9 protein-coding genes are annotated in these 17,798 nt (G+C 43.5%); 7 read left to right on the plus strand and 2 right to left on the minus strand.

Features of this window, described 5'->3' with window-relative positions; genetic code table 11:
* Positions 1-25 precede the first annotated feature (25 nt).
* Positions 26-148, plus strand: a complete 123-nt coding sequence (locus ACRD6K_RS04025) for a hypothetical protein (RefSeq protein WP_299577970.1) — start codon at positions 26-28, stop codon at positions 146-148.
* Between the two features lie 14 nt (positions 149-162).
* Here ACRD6K_RS04025 and ACRD6K_RS04030 read toward each other — a convergent pair whose 3' ends face one another.
* Both ACRD6K_RS04030 and ACRD6K_RS04035 read right to left on the minus strand, forming a co-directional pair.
* The gene (locus ACRD6K_RS04030) at positions 163-753 is read right to left on the minus strand and encodes an RNA polymerase sigma-70 factor (RefSeq protein WP_430972405.1); all 591 of its coding nucleotides are present in this window, start codon (positions 751-753) and stop codon (positions 163-165) included.
* A gap of 749 nt (positions 754-1,502) precedes the next feature.
* On the minus strand, positions 1,503-3,182 hold the full coding sequence (locus tag ACRD6K_RS04035) for a ribulokinase (protein WP_430972180.1): 1,680 nt from the start codon (positions 3,180-3,182) through the stop codon (positions 1,503-1,505).
* A gap of 733 nt (positions 3,183-3,915) precedes the next feature.
* On the opposite strand from ACRD6K_RS04035, the gene ACRD6K_RS04040 reads away from it, so the two are divergent.
* The 6 genes from ACRD6K_RS04040 to ACRD6K_RS04065 all read left to right on the plus strand — a co-directional run bounded on the left by ACRD6K_RS04040 (position 3,916) and on the right by ACRD6K_RS04065 (position 17,784).
* Positions 3,916-5,115 carry an ROK family protein gene (locus ACRD6K_RS04040; RefSeq protein ID WP_299577968.1) on the plus strand — a complete coding sequence of 400 codons (1,200 nt, stop codon included), beginning with the start codon at positions 3,916-3,918 and terminating at the stop codon, positions 5,113-5,115.
* Between the two features lie 52 nt (positions 5,116-5,167).
* Positions 5,168-8,302 (plus strand): SusC/RagA family TonB-linked outer membrane protein, encoded by a 3,135-nt coding sequence (locus tag ACRD6K_RS04045; protein WP_430972181.1) that lies wholly within the window; start codon positions 5,168-5,170, stop codon positions 8,300-8,302.
* Between the two features lie 11 nt (positions 8,303-8,313).
* Complete coding sequence (locus ACRD6K_RS04050; RefSeq protein ID WP_430972182.1) at positions 8,314-10,227, plus strand: SusD/RagB family nutrient-binding outer membrane lipoprotein; 1,914 nt, start codon at positions 8,314-8,316, stop codon at positions 10,225-10,227.
* A gap of 824 nt (positions 10,228-11,051) precedes the next feature.
* Positions 11,052-14,171, plus strand: a complete 3,120-nt coding sequence (locus ACRD6K_RS04055; protein ID WP_430972183.1) for a SusC/RagA family TonB-linked outer membrane protein — start codon at positions 11,052-11,054, stop codon at positions 14,169-14,171.
* Between the two features lie 19 nt (positions 14,172-14,190).
* Positions 14,191-15,876, plus strand: coding sequence for a SusD/RagB family nutrient-binding outer membrane lipoprotein (locus ACRD6K_RS04060; protein ID WP_430972184.1), 1,686 nt, complete (start codon positions 14,191-14,193; stop codon positions 15,874-15,876).
* Positions 15,877-16,218: 342 nt separating this feature from the next.
* The gene (locus ACRD6K_RS04065; RefSeq protein WP_430972185.1) at positions 16,219-17,784 is read left to right on the plus strand and encodes a M81 family metallopeptidase; all 1,566 of its coding nucleotides are present in this window, start codon (positions 16,219-16,221) and stop codon (positions 17,782-17,784) included.
* Positions 17,785-17,798 lie beyond the last annotated feature (14 nt).

Genomic DNA, 17,798 nt, shown 5'->3' on the forward strand with positions numbered 1-17,798 from the left:
GTATCTCTGTTTAATGCTATGACACATGAATACAGTTTACCCCTACCTCTTTGAGGTATATTTTTTGAAAGAGCAACGAGAAGGTGAAAAGAATAAACGATCTACAGTGAAGGAACGGATTAAATACAATCAGGTTATTGAAGATTAAAAGACATCGAAGAATCACATTTTTGAAATAAACATAGCTAACAAAACTCCTACATATTCGGCAAGTTCATGACGTAAGATTACCAACGCTTTCGAGATATGTTTCTCAACCATTTTAACAGAAATCCCCAGACGTTCAGCAATCTCCTTGTTTTTCAATCCCTCGAAGCGACTCATTTTGAAGACTTCTTGGCATTTTGAAGGCATCTGTTCAATCACTTCAGCTATTTTCTCCTCCAATTCTTGCTCTATCAGACTAAGGTATGGCGTCTTTGTTCCATCATAAACCTGCCGCTCCAATTCGGCGATTCTTGTACTAATTTCGGCTTCGGCATTTTCTTTGATCGATAAATGTCGATTGTAATTTAAGCAGCTATTTTTAACCGATTGGTACAAATAGGCCTTGGGAGACTTTTTAATATCTAACTGATCAGTCTTTTCCCACAACATAAAAAAAGCATCTTGTACCAAATCACGAGACACCTGCATGTCACCAATAAACTTGTTGGCAAAAAGAACAAGTCTACCGTGATAATTAAAAAACAGTTCTTCAAAAATTTCAACGTCTCTGTTTTTTATACCAGATATGATTCTTTTATTGTCGATTCAATTTTAAGATTAATTGAGCTGACAAACTTACAAAATCAACACCATATTGCCATGCCTTCCTATCTCGAATCATTTTCTTCCTTCAACATCTTTTCATAAAGCTCCTCCCATCTAAGCATTCAATCAGCTTTTTCTTTTTGCTATCAGCAATGGAGTTGTTATCCATGCTTGAGAAGAGATACACTAACTGTCAAATCAAGATAGTTGTCAATTGACTTGAAATACTCCTCCAAAACTGCAGAAATCAAACCTAACAGCAAAGTTGAATATCTGAATAAGCTTATCCTCTATTCTATCAAATTTAAAAGGTCAGAGAAAAGAGAAACAAACTTTATCGGAGATTCTGAAGGCAATGAAATTATTGATAAAGACCACTGTTTTTACAAACACTCCAAACACAGGAAAACCATTACGGCAGTATAAAATGATAAAACGGTTGATTTGGATTTAATTTAATCAATTTGTATATTTAAGTTGGCATAAGTTCTTTAATATTGTTGAAGGTGATTTATCGAGACCACAAGAAATGGCAATGATCTACACTACTGAATAAAAGCGCATTAACATTACAAAACATGCACCTTTACTGGGCACAAAAGCATTTAAATCATAGATTTAGATGCTTTTTTTATTTTATTAGGAATAAGTACAACTGCCTAAGCATATTGAATTCTGGCTCATACTGAACAAACAGAGGCCACTCCCTGAAGAATAGCCTCTGTAAAATCAATTACCACAAATAACCTTTATTTTACTGTGAGATTACTTTCAATGAATCCACCTAAGGCCAGGTAGTCTTCGTAAAGCTTTTGATACTTCGCGACATTCTCAGGTATGGGATGATATTCCATTTCGAAACCGCCACCCATTTTCTTCTGAGCCTCGTTGGTTGTTGCATAAACACCGGCTACAACGGCAGCAGCCATGGCTGATCCTAAAGCACAAGCCTGCTCAGACCGGGCCACTTTAATTGGCATATTCAACACATCGCATACGATTTGCATCACTAGTTTTGATTTTTTCGCAACGCCCCCAAGAGCAATAACGCCATCAATACGAACGCCTTCACGTAAAAAGCGATCAACAATGGCTTTTGAGCCAAAGGCGGTGGCTTCAACCAGTGCACGGAAAATACGGGGTGCATCCGTTCCCAATGTCAAGCCTGCAATAGCCCCTTTCAGGTTTTGGTTGGCATCAGGCGTACGACGGCCATTCATCCAGTCGATTGCCAGAACACCACTCTCCGCAATTTCAATTTTGGCAGCTTCCTTAGAGAGTTCCACAATCATCTTGTCACTCATTTCGTCAAGCAAAGCCTGACGTTGCTCTTCTGTTACCAATGATGAATTGGCCAGAATTTGCTCAGCCGGCCACATCAACACCCGCTTAAACCAGGCATAAATATCACCAAAAGCAGATTGTCCTGCTTCCATTCCCAGCATTCCGGGCATAATGGAGCCATCAACCTGACCACAAATTCCGGATACCAGCCTATCACCTATTTCTTCCATGGGTGCCACCAGCATGTCGCAGGTTGAAGTTCCCATCACCTTGCTTAAATGATAGGGTTCAATTTCAGCGCCAATAGCTCCTAAATGGGCGTCAAAAGCACCAACTCCAATCACCACATTGGTTGATAGGCCCAACTTGTCGGCCCACTCCTGTGAAAGATTTCCAATGGCCACATCACAAGTGAAAGTCTCTTTATATAGGCGGTCACGCAAACCTCCCAACATCGGATCCAATGCAGTCAGAAATTCTTCAGAAGGAAGACCTCCAAACGCATCGTGCCACATAGCTTTATGACCGGCAGCACAACGACTGCGTTTCAAGGTTTTTGGACGTGTATTTCCGGTCAGTACTGCCGGAATCCAATCGCAATGTTCTACCCACGAATTAGCAGCACGATAAACGGCCGGATCAACCCGTGAGATATGTAACAACTTAGCCCAAAACCATTCCGAAGAATAAACCCCACCTTCAAATTTGGTAAAGTCAATCTCCCACTTTCGGGCCAAGGCATTGATTTCATCAGCTTCCTTTACCGCAGTATGGTCTTTCCATAACACAAACATGGCATTCGGATTTTCTTCAAAACCGGCCGTTAATGCTAGTGGTGTTCCTTTTTCATCCACCGCTACAGGAGTTGATCCGGTTGTATCAACCGAAATTCCGACAACATTTTGAGCCACTCCTGCCGGAGCTTGTTTCAAAGCTTCAACAATAGTGTATTCCAAGCCCTCCAGGTAGTCTTTCGGATGCTGGCGAAACTGGTTCTGAGCAGTATCGCAATACAATCCCTTTTTCCAACGCGGATACTCAAAAAAAACACTGGAAATCTCCTCTCCAGTTTCTACATTCACCAGCAATGAACGTACTGAATCTGATCCATAGTCCAGTCCAATGGTATATTTGATTTCTTTCATTTTTAGTTCCTGATATTTAGTGGTTAATTAGATATTAAACGTATTGATTACTTTTCTTTTGTCACAAAAACTACACTATTGCGATTCTGACTAAAAATTACTTTTTCAACTGTAATAAAAATGATACGACTCATCATCACTGAATCGTCAAACAAATAAGTTCATCATGTTTAGTAGATGTCTCAAACTTATTAAAAGTATATTACACTCTTGTATTATAAGGTTAAAAAGTTCTCAAATATGTTACATAACAACTTTTAGAAAATCCCGCAGATACTTTTCCAATAATTTGCTCTTCCCATTTCAATTATTCATGAAAATCCAAGGCTTTTCACGTTTCATCCACCTTCTAAAAATGCGTCGAAAAGAAACCGGAAATATTAATTAATTGCTAAAGTTTTTTCAATAAAGCGTAAAAAAACGACCTCAGAACCAGTTTCACGCTTCAAAATACCTTCAAAAAACAAAATCAACCATAAACAAGAAGACAGCCCCAAAGCAAACCAGCCAAACAGCCAAACACAAAACCAAACCAACAACAAGCAATTTGCTCAAAACACACCCACAATAACTTCTTTTTGCATTTAGTGTTAAAATAGTTTAAAATTAAATTTTCTTTTCCTAGTTTCGTTTTGTAATTTTTTTCAAAAGATCTTAATCTTTAAGAATTATTTAAGCAATGTAAATTGACTATCAAGCCATGGTCCTACACAGGAAAAAAGAAACAGACAATATGGCCATACGAGAATTGAAACGCTACCGGCTACGGATGCAGATCATTACTCACCTGTACAAGCAATCGCCGCAATCTGCTTTATCGTTAAGCAAGCAGTCGCACGTAAGCTTGCCAACAGTTCGTTCAGTCCTCGATCAGTTAATTTCAGAAAAAAAAGTTTGTATCACCGGCACAGGCGAATCTCAGGGAGGTCGTCGTCCAGTACTCTACAGTCACGCTGAAAATGCCTACCACATTGTAGCCATTGAGTTTGGTCACTATAAAGCCAGAGCCATCCTCATAAACAGCCTCAATCAGAGAATTACCGCAATACACGAGTATTCAACAAACATCAATGATCCACTTCTGGAAGAACACATGGAAACAGCCATTAACCATCTTCTAGAAGAATCGGGACTGGAAAGAGAACAAATCCGTGCTATTGGAGTAAGCATGCCCGGACTTATCCATTCTGAAAACGGTATAAACCAAACGATAAAAAATCCGGCGAACAGAAATATCAGGAAACGTTTAACCCATCATTTTCATAAGCCGGTTTACATTGAGAATGATGCCCGCATGCAAGCCTTGGGTGAATTCATTTTTGGCAAGGCAAAAAACACTAGAAACACACTGGTTTTAAACTGGAGCTGGGGTCTGGGACTGGGAATCATCTTAAACGGACAAGTTTACCAGGGGGACAAAGGATGCGCCGGAGAGTTCAGCCACATCCGGATTCTTCCCGAGGGAGAATTGTGTGAATGTGGTAAAAAGGGCTGTCTTCAAACCATTGCCTCCACCCAAAAACTGCTGGACATGGCAGCATCAGCAATCAAAAAAGGAACGGTATCGCAGTTAACCAATCGTTTTTCGTCGGCGCTTTCAAAAATCACCGTTGATGATATTATTGATTGTGCGCAAAACGGCGATGAACTTGCCATCTCCTTATTAAATAAAATCAGTACAAAATTAGCCTGGGGACTATCCATCCTCATTCAACTATACAATCCTGAGCTCATTGTCCTGAATGGGGCACTGGCAAAAGCCGGGAAATACATTTTAATGCCCATTCAGCAAGCTCTGAATCAGTATTGCCTTGAGAATATTTCACACCATGTAAAAATTGAAATTTCAGAAATGGGCGAACAATCGGGGCTAAAAGGAACAAGTGTTATGACCTTTCAAAAAATATTCCGGGACAAATCCCTGGATAATTAAGTTCTCAAATAAACATCTTTTTTTATTTAACAACTATGTAAAACAAATCTCTATGAATCAAAAATTAAAATGGCTTACTAAGTATTTGCTTGCAATAGCAATGCTCTTTATGGGAATTGGTGCCGCACATGCTCAGCAAGTGAGTATTAGCGGTAATGTTACCAGCTCTGACGATGGCTATCCCCTTCCCGGAGTGACAGTTATCCAACAGGGTACAACCAATGGAACGGTTACAGATATGGATGGTAACTACACGATTAATGTACCACAAGGCTCTGTCGTTCTGTTTTCGTTTATCGGTATGGAAACAACCGAAATAACAGCTGACGGATCCAAAACATACAATGTTGTATTGAATCCGGAAACAACAGGTCTGGAAGAAGTCGTTGTTACGGCTCTGGGTATTAAAAGAGAACAAAAAACCCTGGGGTACTCGATGCAAGAGCTAAAAGGTGAAGCGCTGTTGGAATCAAGAGAGGCCAACCTGACCAACGCGCTATCTGGAAAAGTAACCGGCTTACAGGTTATTAAATCCAGCAACGGACCTGCAGGATCATCAAAAATTGTATTGAGGGGATACAGCTCTTTAACAGGAGACAACCAACCTTTAATTGTTGTTGACGGTGTGCCGATTGACAACTTTACAGGAGCCTCAAACAACGACTATTGGAACCCTTCAACTGACATGGGTAACGGGCTTGGAGATATTAACCCCGAAGATATTGCCAGCATGTCAGTACTAAAAGGTGCTTCAGCTGCTGCCCTTTACGGGTCACGTGCCGGTAACGGTGTAATTTTGATTACAACCAAAACCGGTAAAAAACGTGATGGATTGGGCATTACTGTTTCTTCGTCTGTAGGTTTTGAATCAACATTCATTTCACCAGACATGCAAATGTCTTTTGGACAGGGATCAGACGGTTCGTTTGACAACCGTTCGAACATCAGCTGGGGACCTGCCATTACAGGGCAATCTGTTGTAAAATGGGATGGAACCAGTGTTCCGATGTACGCCTATGACAATGTGGAGAACTTCTTTGACACAGGCATCAACCTGAATAATAATGTGTCGTTCCAGCAACAGATTAATAAAACATCGCTTTATACTTCTGTTACCCAAACAAACGACAAGAGTATGATTCCGGGTGCTAAACTTAACCGGACCAACTTGATGACTCGTTCGATGTCAACTTTCGGGGAGAAAGACAACTGGGTACTGGACACAAAAATTCAGTATGTTCGCTCTACTGCCAACAACAGACCGTTATCCGGGAACAACTCATCAAACAGCTTCAGAACCATGTATCTGCTTCCAGTTTCTATGGACATCAGAGACTTTGAAAATGCAAGTGATGAACTGGGCAATATGATCTGGTACGGTGGTGGAAATGCTGTTAATCCATACTGGGGTGAAAAAAACAACCTGAACGAAGATACTCGTGACCGGTTTATTTTCCACGGATCATTAAAATACAAGTTCACCGACTGGCTTAGTATGGAGATGAAAGGTGGAGCTGACATGTACACCAACAACACGGAAACGAAACTATACAGCGGAAGCCCGTTAAGTGCAACCGGACGTTATAGCTTGGGAAAATCCACACACACTGAAACCAACTATTCAACTTTGGTGACAGCACAACAAGACAATGTTTTTGGCAAAATTGGTGGTATGGTAACCTTGGGTGGTAACCTGATGGAACAAAGATCATCCGGCATTTCTGGAAGCTCAGGCGAATTGGAAGTTCCTAACCTTTTTGCGCTGAACAACGGAAAAGACAAGCCGACTGTAAGAGAATCATTCTCTCACAAGAAAATTAACTCTCTTTATGGATTGTTGCAAGTAAACTACGATGGCTACCTGTTCCTGGAAGGAACATTCAGAAATGACTGGTCATCTTCGTTACACCCCGACAACCGCTCCTTCTTCTACCCTTCAGTAAACGCCTCATGGGTTATTACTGATATGGTTAACAAAACAGGCGGTTCCTTGCCATCATGGTTAACATTCTCGAAAGTGAGAGCTTCTTATGCTGAAGTTGGTAACGACCTTCCTCCTTACCAATTGTATAACACCTATTGGATTGATAAAGATCCGAATGGCAATACAACAGCAGGTGTAGGAAATACATTATACGATCCAAGCGTACGAAGCGAGTTGATCAAATCATACGAGGTGGGTATTGACGGACGCTTTTTCAATAACCGCTTAGGTTTCGACTTTGCCTGGTATCAATCAAATGCTACTCGCCAGTTGATCAACTTACCCATGGACCCACAAAGTGGTTATTCAAGCAAAAAGATCAATGCTGGTGATATTCAAAATACCGGGGTTGAATTGATGGTGAACGGTCGCATTATTGACAATGCCAATGATGGACTTAACTGGGATATCCAGTTGAACTATTCCTTCAACAAAAACACGATTGAAGACCTGTATGACGACATTCAAATCTACGACCTGGGAGGTTTTGACAACTTGAAAATCCTGGCTCAGGTAGGCGGAGAATATGGTGAGATTCACGGAACCAGATTCCTGCGTGTGGAAGATGTTAACAGCCCTCATTTCGGCAAACTTTTACTAACCGAAGACGGACTTCCTCAAGGAACAACTGAATCAGAAAAAATCGGTAGCCAACAGCCTGACGCTTTGGTAGGATTAACAAACACGTTCTCTTACAAAGGCTTTTCTTTGAGCTTCCTGATTGATGGTCGCTTTGGCGGAGAGATGTTCTCAACAACCAACCAATCGATGCAAGCGGCAGGTACTGCAGAAGTTACTGCTCCAGGTGGATCAAGAGAAGACATGGTTCTGGACGGAGTTATTGCCAGCGGCGACGGATTTGTTGCCAATGACAAAAGCATTACTGCACAACAGTACTGGACAACTGTTACCAGCACAACAGGAAACTTGGGAATTGGCGAAGCAAACATTTATGATGCAACTAACATCAGATTGCGTACCCTGCAGTTGAACTACTCACTGCCTAAGTCATTGCTGTCAAAAACAGTTTTCCAACGTGCAAGCGTAGGATTCTCTTGCAACAACGTATTGATGATCAAAAGTCACATGAATGGAGTTGACCCTGAATCAACTTTTGCAACAGGAACAAACGCAGTAGGTTTTGAAAATACTGCACCTCCTACATCAAGAAACTTTTTATTCAATATCACCTTGGGATTTTAAAATAAGATAAAATGAAAGCATTAAAAAAACTTTTCACTTTAGCACTTGGCAGCACGTTACTTTTCTCTTGCTCCGACTTTGACGAGGTAAACATTGACCCCAAAGCAGCAAGTGCCGATCAAGTTCAAGTTGAATACATCATAAATAACTCCATCATTGGAGCACAGCAAAACCCACACGTAGCCGAAAGAGCTTTCGTACTCTATTGGAAAACGGCATCAAGACAACACCGTGTAAACGGGGCTTTGGCACTTGGTTCATACAGCGACGGCTGGAGTAACGATTACTACAACTCGCTATCTGGCTGGTTAAAATCATCTAGTCTGGCCATTACAACAGCTCAAGAAAAAATTGCAGCAGGCTCAGCATTGCCTTATACTGAAAACCTAATGCATATTGCCCGGATTTGGCGGGTTTACCTGATGAGTGAATTTGCAGACAATTTCGGTCCGATGCCAATTGATGCCTTCAGTGGAGAGAACCCTGAATTTGCCAGCCTACAGGATGTATATTACCACATGCTGGCCGAACTGGCCGATGCTACCGCTAATATCAATACGGAAGTGGTCCTGCCCGAGTCAATTACTAAATACGACCAGGCTTACGGATTTAACTACAGCCAATGGATTAAATACGGTAACTCCATGAGACTTCGTCTGGCCATGCGTTTGTCTGAAGTTGATCCGGTAAAAGCACAAGCAGAGTTTGAAGCAGCCGCAGCTCAACAGTTGATTCTGGAAGCTGATGACAACTTCAAAATTGCTGAAAAACCGGGTTGGGATAACCTGACCGGAGTAATGAGTAGAGAATGGAACAGCCAACTTTTGTCTGCAACGCTTAATAACCTTTACATTGGCTTAGGTGGAATTGATTCAGAAGAAGTTCTTCCTGTAGAAATGCACAGCCAAATTAAGCCTGCTGACTACATGGGACAAAGATTTACTGATCATCTGACTACCATGACCAATGACCCATCTGCCGGATACTGGTTTGATGGTCTTCACAAAGTTATGGATCCTCGTGCTTACAAAGCTTTCAGCATTCCTGGAGATACGTTGAATTTGAATTCAAATTTCAGTTTCTATCCTTCATGGACCAATGACGCTAGAACCGTTGTCCGCAATTTGGTGGATGATAACGATGAAGTTGTAAAAGAAATTGATGCAACCTTTACCTGGAACGCTGCGCCTCTTGGTGCCTGGGGTAAAAAATCAGCCAAAAACCAGGTTTCATTCTTCTCAGGAACGAACCCTCGTCTGAGCCAGGAGTTCAGAGGCAGCGAATCAGAGCGTATCTTCTTTGCGAACTGGGAAACTTACTTCCTGATCGCTGAAGCAGCTGTCAGAGGCTGGAATACACCTATTGATGCTAAAGCAGCCTACGAAAATGGTGTTAAAGCAAGTTTTGCTTACTGGGAATTATCAGCTTTTGCTGATGACTACCTGGCTTCTGAAGCCTACAACCGCGTTGGAACTTCAGTAAGCTTTGATCACACTACTGAACCAACCGGAGGTTTTACCATGAACTTTGTTGATGGTTATACCAATGAAGCGGGCACTGTAACTTTTGACTATCCGAACAACACGATTTACGAAAACGGACAAGTTAAAAATGATGCACTGACTAAAATTATCACGCAAAAATACCTTGCTCAATTGCCTTGGTTGCCTTTGGAAGCATGGAATGATCACCGTCGTTTAGGGCTGCCATTCTTCGAGAATCCTGCAGTTGACCTGCCAATAACAGATCTTCCTGAACTTAGCTCGTCAAATTACATTACAAACAGCGTTAAGTTCTTCCCTCAACGCTTGAAATACCCTTCAAGCCTGGTAAACAGCAACGCGGATGGCTACCAGCAAGCAGTTGGTTTCCTTGGTGGAGCTGATGCTGTATTGACACCGCTGTGGTGGGCTAAAAAGCAATAACACTACTACTCGCTAATTGATAAAGGCCGTCTCATCATCGTTTTGAGACGGCCTTTTTTTAGCTAAAAACACTCCCTCACGCACCAAACAAAACCACATATTTAATTCAGTATCATTACGATACAAAACAACAACGAGATTGACCAGTCCTGATATTTCTGTTAAAAAATGTTTAATTTTAAATTTCTTTTTTCTAATTTAGTTCTGTTTATAATTTCAGTTACACTTGTTCTTTGGAAGATATTTTAAGAACTCACAACTAACTGGCAGAACATGGCTTTAAACAAAAAAAATGACACAAAACGATTAGCCATAAGAAAAACGAAGCACTATGGCCTTTGGAAGCAGTTAAATCATTTTCTTTTTAAGAAGACTGATCAAAATCACTATGCCACAGCTTTTTACACAAACCACAACCTACCACAACTAACCAACTACCTACTCCCCACCCCCACTCTGCAAAAAACACAACACCTAAGTATTCGCACTAAAAGCAACGTAAACCAGCCCACCATGCACTGCCCAGGCAACACAAAGCAAACGCAGGTGCATCTTACTCTCACGCGACCTTTCCCCCAGAAGGTAATAACTCAATCTGCCACAAATCTTGACAGATTAGCCTTATCCCCTATAAATCAGAACTAAAACAGCGATCAGGCAGCGTTAAAATAAATACTGCAAGACAGAGTCCTTCAGGCTCGCTATTCCAAGTGCAAAGATCTTCCTAAAGGTACACGGGATTTACCACCCGGCCTCCCTTCCAACCAACAACCAACTAACAGACCCATAGAATTTGGAATTATTAACCATCTAAAATTTGCTTTATGAATCAAAAAATGAAATGGTTGAAAAAGTATTTGTTAGTTATAACATTATTCTTTGCAGGTACCAGTTTCCTGGCAGCTCAAGTCGCTACCCTGTCCGGTACGGTTACCAGCTCAGAAGACGGAACTCCACTCCCCGGAGTTTCAGTACTCATTGAAGGAACAAATAGTGGCACCATAACCAATGCCGATGGAGTATACACTCTTGATGTTCCCGTCGAATCGGTTGTCCTCTTTTCCTTTTTAGGAATGCAAACACATCGGACAACCGTCATGCAAACAATGACCTACAACGTTGTTTTGGAACCCACCACCAAAGGGTTAGAAGAAGTTGTGGTTACCGCTTTGGGTATCTCCCGCGAGAAAAAATCATTGGGATATGCTGTTACCGAGGTCGGAAGCGACGAAATGTCCACAGCCAAAGAAACCAACCCCATCAATTCATTATCCGGACGGGTAGCGGGTGTTACCATCACCCAAGGCTCTTTTGGACCGGGAAGTAGTTCACGGGTAATCATCCGCGGAAACAACTCACTTACCGGTAACAACCAGCCGCTCTATGTAGTTGATGGTATCCCGATGGACAACAGCGGTTTCGGATCTGCCTCCGAAAATAATCCAGGTGAGTACTCCAAAACCGACTATGGATCAGGTATTGCTGACGTTAACCCGGACGACATCGCATCCATCTCCATTCTGAAAGGCCCCAATGCTGCGGCCTTGTATGGATCACGGGCTGCGAACGGGGTAATCATGATAACCACCAAAAAGGGATCTGCCCAGAAAGGTGTAGGTGTGGCATTTAGCTCCAATACCACCTTCGAAAGACCAATGCTCCTCCCCGATTACCAAAATCAATACGGACAGGGAACACAAGGCTATATCCCTTCCACAGTGGCTGACTTAAAAACCGCTGGTGGTTCCTGGGGCCCCATGTTAGATGGAACAAGTCAGCTCTATTACACCGGAGAAAATCGTCCCTACCTGGGGTACCCCGATAATGTCAAAGACTTTTTTGACACAGGGTCGACCTATATCAATACCTTGGCACTAACGGCTGGGAATACTGACCTGAATATCCGTTTTTCATATACGAATTCCCAGATCAACTCAATGATTCCAAATTCGAGACTTGAACGGAACAATTTCAATTTGAGAGGGTTTGCCAAGTTATCCGACAAGCTGTCGATTGATGCCAAAGCAACATACTTCAAGCAATATGGCAAGAACAGACCCACACTGGGTACCGAGGGAATTATGAGCACGCTGTACAATATTCCGCGAAATGTTGATATTAATGATTATAAGAACTATCAGGATCCTGTGACGCTGAGTTCCGTTTCAGCCACCTCACTCAATGCCAACCCTTATTGGACCGTTTTCCACGACATACGGAAAGACTGGAAAGACCGGTTCCAGGGATTTGCCAAGATTCAGTACGACTTTACCGATTGGCTTTCAGCCTATATCCGCACCGGTACTGACTTTACCACAATGAACATCGAAAGCGTCACCCAATTCGGCCATTGGTACGAAGCCACCGGAGCCTTCTCGTACAGCGAAACGCAAATTCAGGAAACCAACTCCGACTTTTTGCTAATGCTGAAAAGAGATCTGACTGAAACCATTAATCTGAATGCCAGTTTTGGTGGTAACTACATGCACCAAACCTATCGGGGACACAGTGTTTCCGGAGAAAAGTTCAGGATCCCTGACGGCCCTCCAATTTCCAGCGCCAGTGTTATCACTCCGGGCTTTACTCCTTTGCAGAAAAAGCAAATCAGTTCCCTTTATGGAACAATTAGCCTGGCCTACGATCGTTGGTTCTACCTTGACTTGTCAGCGCGTAACGACTGGTCATCCACACTTCCAAGCCACAACTGGTCCTATTTTTACCCATCAGTCAGTGCATCCATCTTGTTTAATGACCTGCTGAAATTAGAAGATTCGGTGATGAACTACTCTAAAGTTCGCGCCAGCTGGGCACAAGTTGGTAACGACACCAGTCCTTACCAGCTTTATGATACCTATTCATTGGCCAGCATTAGCAGTTCTTACCTCGGACGCACAACCATGTCGCGCAACTCAACCAAGTTCAATCCCGAACTGCTTCCCGAGGAGGTTAACTCCTTTGAAGTGGGTGGCGAGTTCCGTTTCCTGGATAGCCGACTGTTTGCCGATCTTTCCTACTACAAAATTCTTTCAAAAGACCTGATTATGAATGTCCCAATTTCACAATCAACTGGCTACAGCGCTATGAAAGACAATGTAGGCGAAATTGAGAACAAAGGTTTTGAAGTAATGCTTGGTGGAACGCCGGTAAAAACAATGGATCTTACCTGGGATGTTTCGGTCAACTTTTCAAAAAACAAAAACAAACTGAATGAGCTGATCGAAGGAACAGACGATTTTACCTTCTCAACAACAAACTCAGGCATTGTCCTGGTTAAAGCAACAGTTGGAGGTGGGTTTGGTGATATCTACGGAAAAACCTGGGAAACCAATGAAAACGGAGACGTTGTGCTTACAGCCGATGGCAAACCACAAGCCAGCAGCGAATACTCCAAGTTAGGAAACTACCAACCCGACTGGACTGGCGGACTTACCAATACCCTCACCTACCGGAATCTGCGCTTCAGCTTCCTGATTGACGGTCGTTTTGGTGGCGAAGTGTATGCCGGTACCGATGCTGCCATGGATGGATCAGGAACCAGCAAACGCTCCTTACAATACCGCGAATCAGGCATCGTTGTTGACGGAGTAATTAATACAGGTACAACTGAAGCTCCTTCCTGGCAGCAGAATTCTCAAAGCATTTCTGCACAGGATTATTGGGGAAATATAAACGACATCACTTCTGAATACATCTACGATCAAACTAATATTCGCTTGCGAGAAGTTTCACTGGTATGGAACCTGCCCTCCGCCTGGCTGACCGATACATTCGTTCAGAAAGCATCCATTGGCGTTGTTGGCCGCAACTTGTTTTTCATTCACAAGAAGGTGGACAACTTTGACCCGGAGTCAAGCTACAGTACTTCATCTTACTCACAAGGGCTGGTTTACTATCCACTACCAACAGCCCGGAGTGTTGGTTTCAACCTAAATTTAAATTTCTAAAGCTTTAAAAATGACGATTATGAAATTAACAAGATATCTTATAGCAATAATTGCCGTTTTCGGGTTGACTCAATGTACTTCAGATTTTGAGGAAATAAATAAAGACCCCAACGCAATTCTTGGCGATCAAATATCAGCCAAATACTTCATCACCGGAACGCAAGTGCAACTATTTGCACCCAACCGGTTCCCTTACTGGCGCGCCCAGTTAATTCATGCCGACCGCTATGCCGGTATGTTCTGCTTCGGGTTTAGTGGGTCCTGGTGGTCCGACGAACTCGGATATACCTACAATTCAGGGTATACCGATGCCGCCTGGGATTATTTTGAAGGATACAATAGTACCATTAACACCTACCTGCAACTCACTGAGCCAGGTGGTGACCTGGAAAATCCGCTAACATACGCCACTGCTCTGATTATGAAAAGTATGTTTTACCAAAAATTTACAGATACCTTCGGGCAAGTTCCGTATTCTGAGAGTGGCAACCTGGAAATTCTGCAACCCAAGTTCGACGCCCAGGCCGACATCTACCAAGGCATTATCAATGACCTTACGGAAGCCATGAACCTGATTGGCAGCGAAAGCAGCACCGGGGTTGGAACGGAAGATTTGGGTGAAAACGACCTGTTTTATGGAGGTAACCTGCAACAGTGGAAAAAACTAGCCAACACACTCAAACTAAAGGTTGCCTTGCGCGCACTTGGTGCCAGTGGAGCCACTTTTGCAGAACAGGCCATCAATGAAGCAATGGCGCAACCTTTGCTTAGCGACGAAACAGACAATTGCCTGCTTCCGAAAGATGCCCTAATTGACCAATGGAACAGCTCTTGCTATGGCGATGTGTGGTATAACTTTGGCGTAGGTTCTGACTGGACTGTAAGTAACCTGGTTATTAATTACCTTCAAAAGAACGGGGACCCTCGCCTCTCCAAATATGCTCAACCCGCTGTTGGCGGAAGCGAAATTACGATTCCCAAACCCGAAAGCGACTCGAATGAATTGTATGCCAAACGCAAAAATTTCATCCTGGCAGCACTTACCGACGCTGGCGCTGAGTTTACAGAAACTACCAATGCGCAAGGCGAATCGGTCATTTCAATGGCTGAGAACACCTACTATGTAGGACAACCAGTCCGCATGGGGTCCAGAATGCCTTCCTACGCACGCTATGAATTTTTCAGTAAGCCCGCGCAGTATATTATTCAGGCAAAAAACGAAGGAGCCGACATCGCTCCTGAAATAGTACTGACCACTGCGGAATCATACCTTATGCAAGCACACGCTGTTCTTCTCGGCTATGGCAGCGGAACGGCCAACACGCTGTATCGCGAAGGACTACGACACGCTCTCTTGCTTTGGGATGTGGAAGAAGCCGACGTTGAAGACTTCCTGGCCAGCTCACCAATGGCCAATCTTGATGGAGCTAATGATATGGAAAAAGTAGTCGTCCAACGCTGGCTGGCCAACTACACCGAAGGTTTTGAAGCCTGGTCCATTGTTCGAAAAAATGGCTACCCGGCATCTCTAGCCGAGGGAGTCAGTGACTTTGATATCTTTGGTCCGGGTAACTTGAATGGAGCTTATCCACAACGCATGCGTTATGGCTCAAGCCCATACAGCACCAACAACGACAACCTGCAGCAAGCTTTAAGCTCGCAAGGGCAGGATATTCAGGCAACTAAATTGTGGTGGGCTAAATAAGCCAACTAAGCTTTAGTCATCCACCATAGATGCCGACAAACATCCTTCAGTTTATTTTTGCTGAAGGATGTTTTTTTTTCTGCAAACACCTCCCCAACAACCTACAGGCAATAATCCTTCAACGGCAATACAATTGCTATTCTGGTGAAAATGAAAAGCCCCGGTTAAAGCCGGCCCAAAACAAACAGCCCAAGGCTGCAAAATAGTTCCCAAATTCATCCGAAATAAATAATGAAACGGTTCCTAATATGCTTAAATTAGTGCTTCAAATCGGCTTTCTCCTGTGACGATTTTTCAGAACAGCAGCCGACTCTGTATTAACCACTTAGAAAATACACTGGTATGAAAAGAAAATTAAGACTTATTGTTTTATCATTGGTTGCCATGACTTTCGGCTGTAGTCAATCGGGCCACCAGGATAAAAAACCACACATTGCCATTGCCGGTCTGGGAATCGAATCAAGCACCTTTTCCCCGGCAAGAACCCACGAAGATGCCTTTCACACCTGGGAAGGTGACGAAATTTTTTCCTATTACCCGTTTTTTTCCGACTCTTCGCTTTTGCAGCGCGCCGAATGGTCGCCCACAAAACTGAGCCGTTCACTTCCGGGAGGTACTGTTACCCGCGAAACCTATGAATCGTTGGTGGGACAAACCCTCGACCTGCTGGAAAAAAACAAGCCCTACGACGGACTCTTTTTAGATATTCACGGCGCCATGAGCGTCGTTGGACTGGATGATCCGGAGGGTGATTTTATTCAACGCATCCGCGATGTCATCGGTTACGAAACACTAATCTCCACCTCCATGGATCTTCACGGAAATGTCTCTTTGCGTTTGGCCGAAAACTCGGATATGATTACCTGCTACCGCATGGCACCACACGAAGATGCCTGGGAGTCGCGGCAACGGGCACTGGAGAACCTGCTTGACCGGGTTGAAAACGAAAAAGGCAAACCAGCTTATAAAGCCTGGATTCCTGTTCCTATTTTATTGCCTGGAGAAAAAACCAGCACACGTATTGAGCCCGCCAAAAGCCTATACCAGGAAGTAGCTCCGGCAACAGCAAAAGATGGTGTCATTGACGCAGCCATTTGGGTTGGTTATGCCTGGGCCGATGAGCCTCGTAACCACGCAGTGGTGATGGCTTATGGAGATGACCAGAACCAAGTTGGAGTAGTAGCTGAAAAGCTGGCTCAACACTTCTGGGATGTACGCAAAGAGTTTTCTTTTGTAGCCCCCACCGGTAACCTCGAAGAGTGTCTGGATCAAGCCATCAAAAGCACAAAGAAACCATTTTTCATTAGTGACTCAGGCGACAACCCCACAGCCGGAGGAGCCGGCGATGTTACCTGGACTTTAACTGAAGTATTGAAAAGGCCGGAGTTTAAATCCGCCAACGGCCCTTCGCTGATTTATGCTTCCATTCCGGGACCCGACTTTATTGAAAAGGCCCTTGAAGCCGGAGTAGGCAAGCAAGTGAGTGGCACGGTTGGAGCCATGGTGGATGATCGTTACGCACCGCCACTGCCCATTTCAGGCACGGTTCAAGCCATTGTTCAGGGCGATAAGAATGCCGAAACTGAAGTTGTCGTACGCGTGGGAAGTGTCGATGTAATTGTGACCAAAAAGCGTAAGCCCTACCATACCGAAGCCGACTTTACAAGACTTGGACTAAATCCAAGAGAAGCCGACATTGTGATGGTTAAAATTGGCTACCTTGTTCCTGAGCTGTACAACATGCAGGCCGACTGGCTGCTTGCGCTTACGCCGGGGGGTGTTGACCAGGACTTGGAACGGTTGGACTATCAACGCATCATTCGCCCCATGTATCCGCTGGATAAGGACATGGCTGATCCCGACCTTTCAGCTCGTTTTATTCCCTTATCAGGAACAAATCAAGAATAAAACAGCACGAAACG

Source organism: Sunxiuqinia rutila, assembly GCF_050589705.1.
Taxonomy (GTDB): Bacteria; Bacteroidota; Bacteroidia; order Bacteroidales; family Prolixibacteraceae; genus Sunxiuqinia; species Sunxiuqinia rutila.

Excerpts from the sequence above, each read along its gene's own strand:
- ACRD6K_RS04025 (WP_299577970.1), top strand. The coding sequence starts at position 26 with ATGAATACAGTTTACCCCTACCTCTTTGAGGTATATTTTTTGAAAGAG.
- ACRD6K_RS04035 (WP_430972180.1), bottom strand. The coding sequence starts at position 3,182 with ATGAAAGAAATCAAATATACCATTGGACTGGACTATGGATCAGATTCA.
- ACRD6K_RS04040 (WP_299577968.1), top strand. The coding sequence starts at position 3,916 with ATGGCCATACGAGAATTGAAACGCTACCGGCTACGGATGCAGATCATT.
- ACRD6K_RS04045 (WP_430972181.1), top strand. The coding sequence starts at position 5,168 with ATGAATCAAAAATTAAAATGGCTTACTAAGTATTTGCTTGCAATAGCA.
- ACRD6K_RS04050 (WP_430972182.1), top strand. The coding sequence starts at position 8,314 with ATGAAAGCATTAAAAAAACTTTTCACTTTAGCACTTGGCAGCACGTTA.
- ACRD6K_RS04055 (WP_430972183.1), top strand. The coding sequence starts at position 11,052 with ATGAATCAAAAAATGAAATGGTTGAAAAAGTATTTGTTAGTTATAACA.
- ACRD6K_RS04060 (WP_430972184.1), top strand. The coding sequence starts at position 14,191 with ATGAAATTAACAAGATATCTTATAGCAATAATTGCCGTTTTCGGGTTG.
- ACRD6K_RS04065 (WP_430972185.1), top strand. The coding sequence starts at position 16,219 with ATGAAAAGAAAATTAAGACTTATTGTTTTATCATTGGTTGCCATGACT.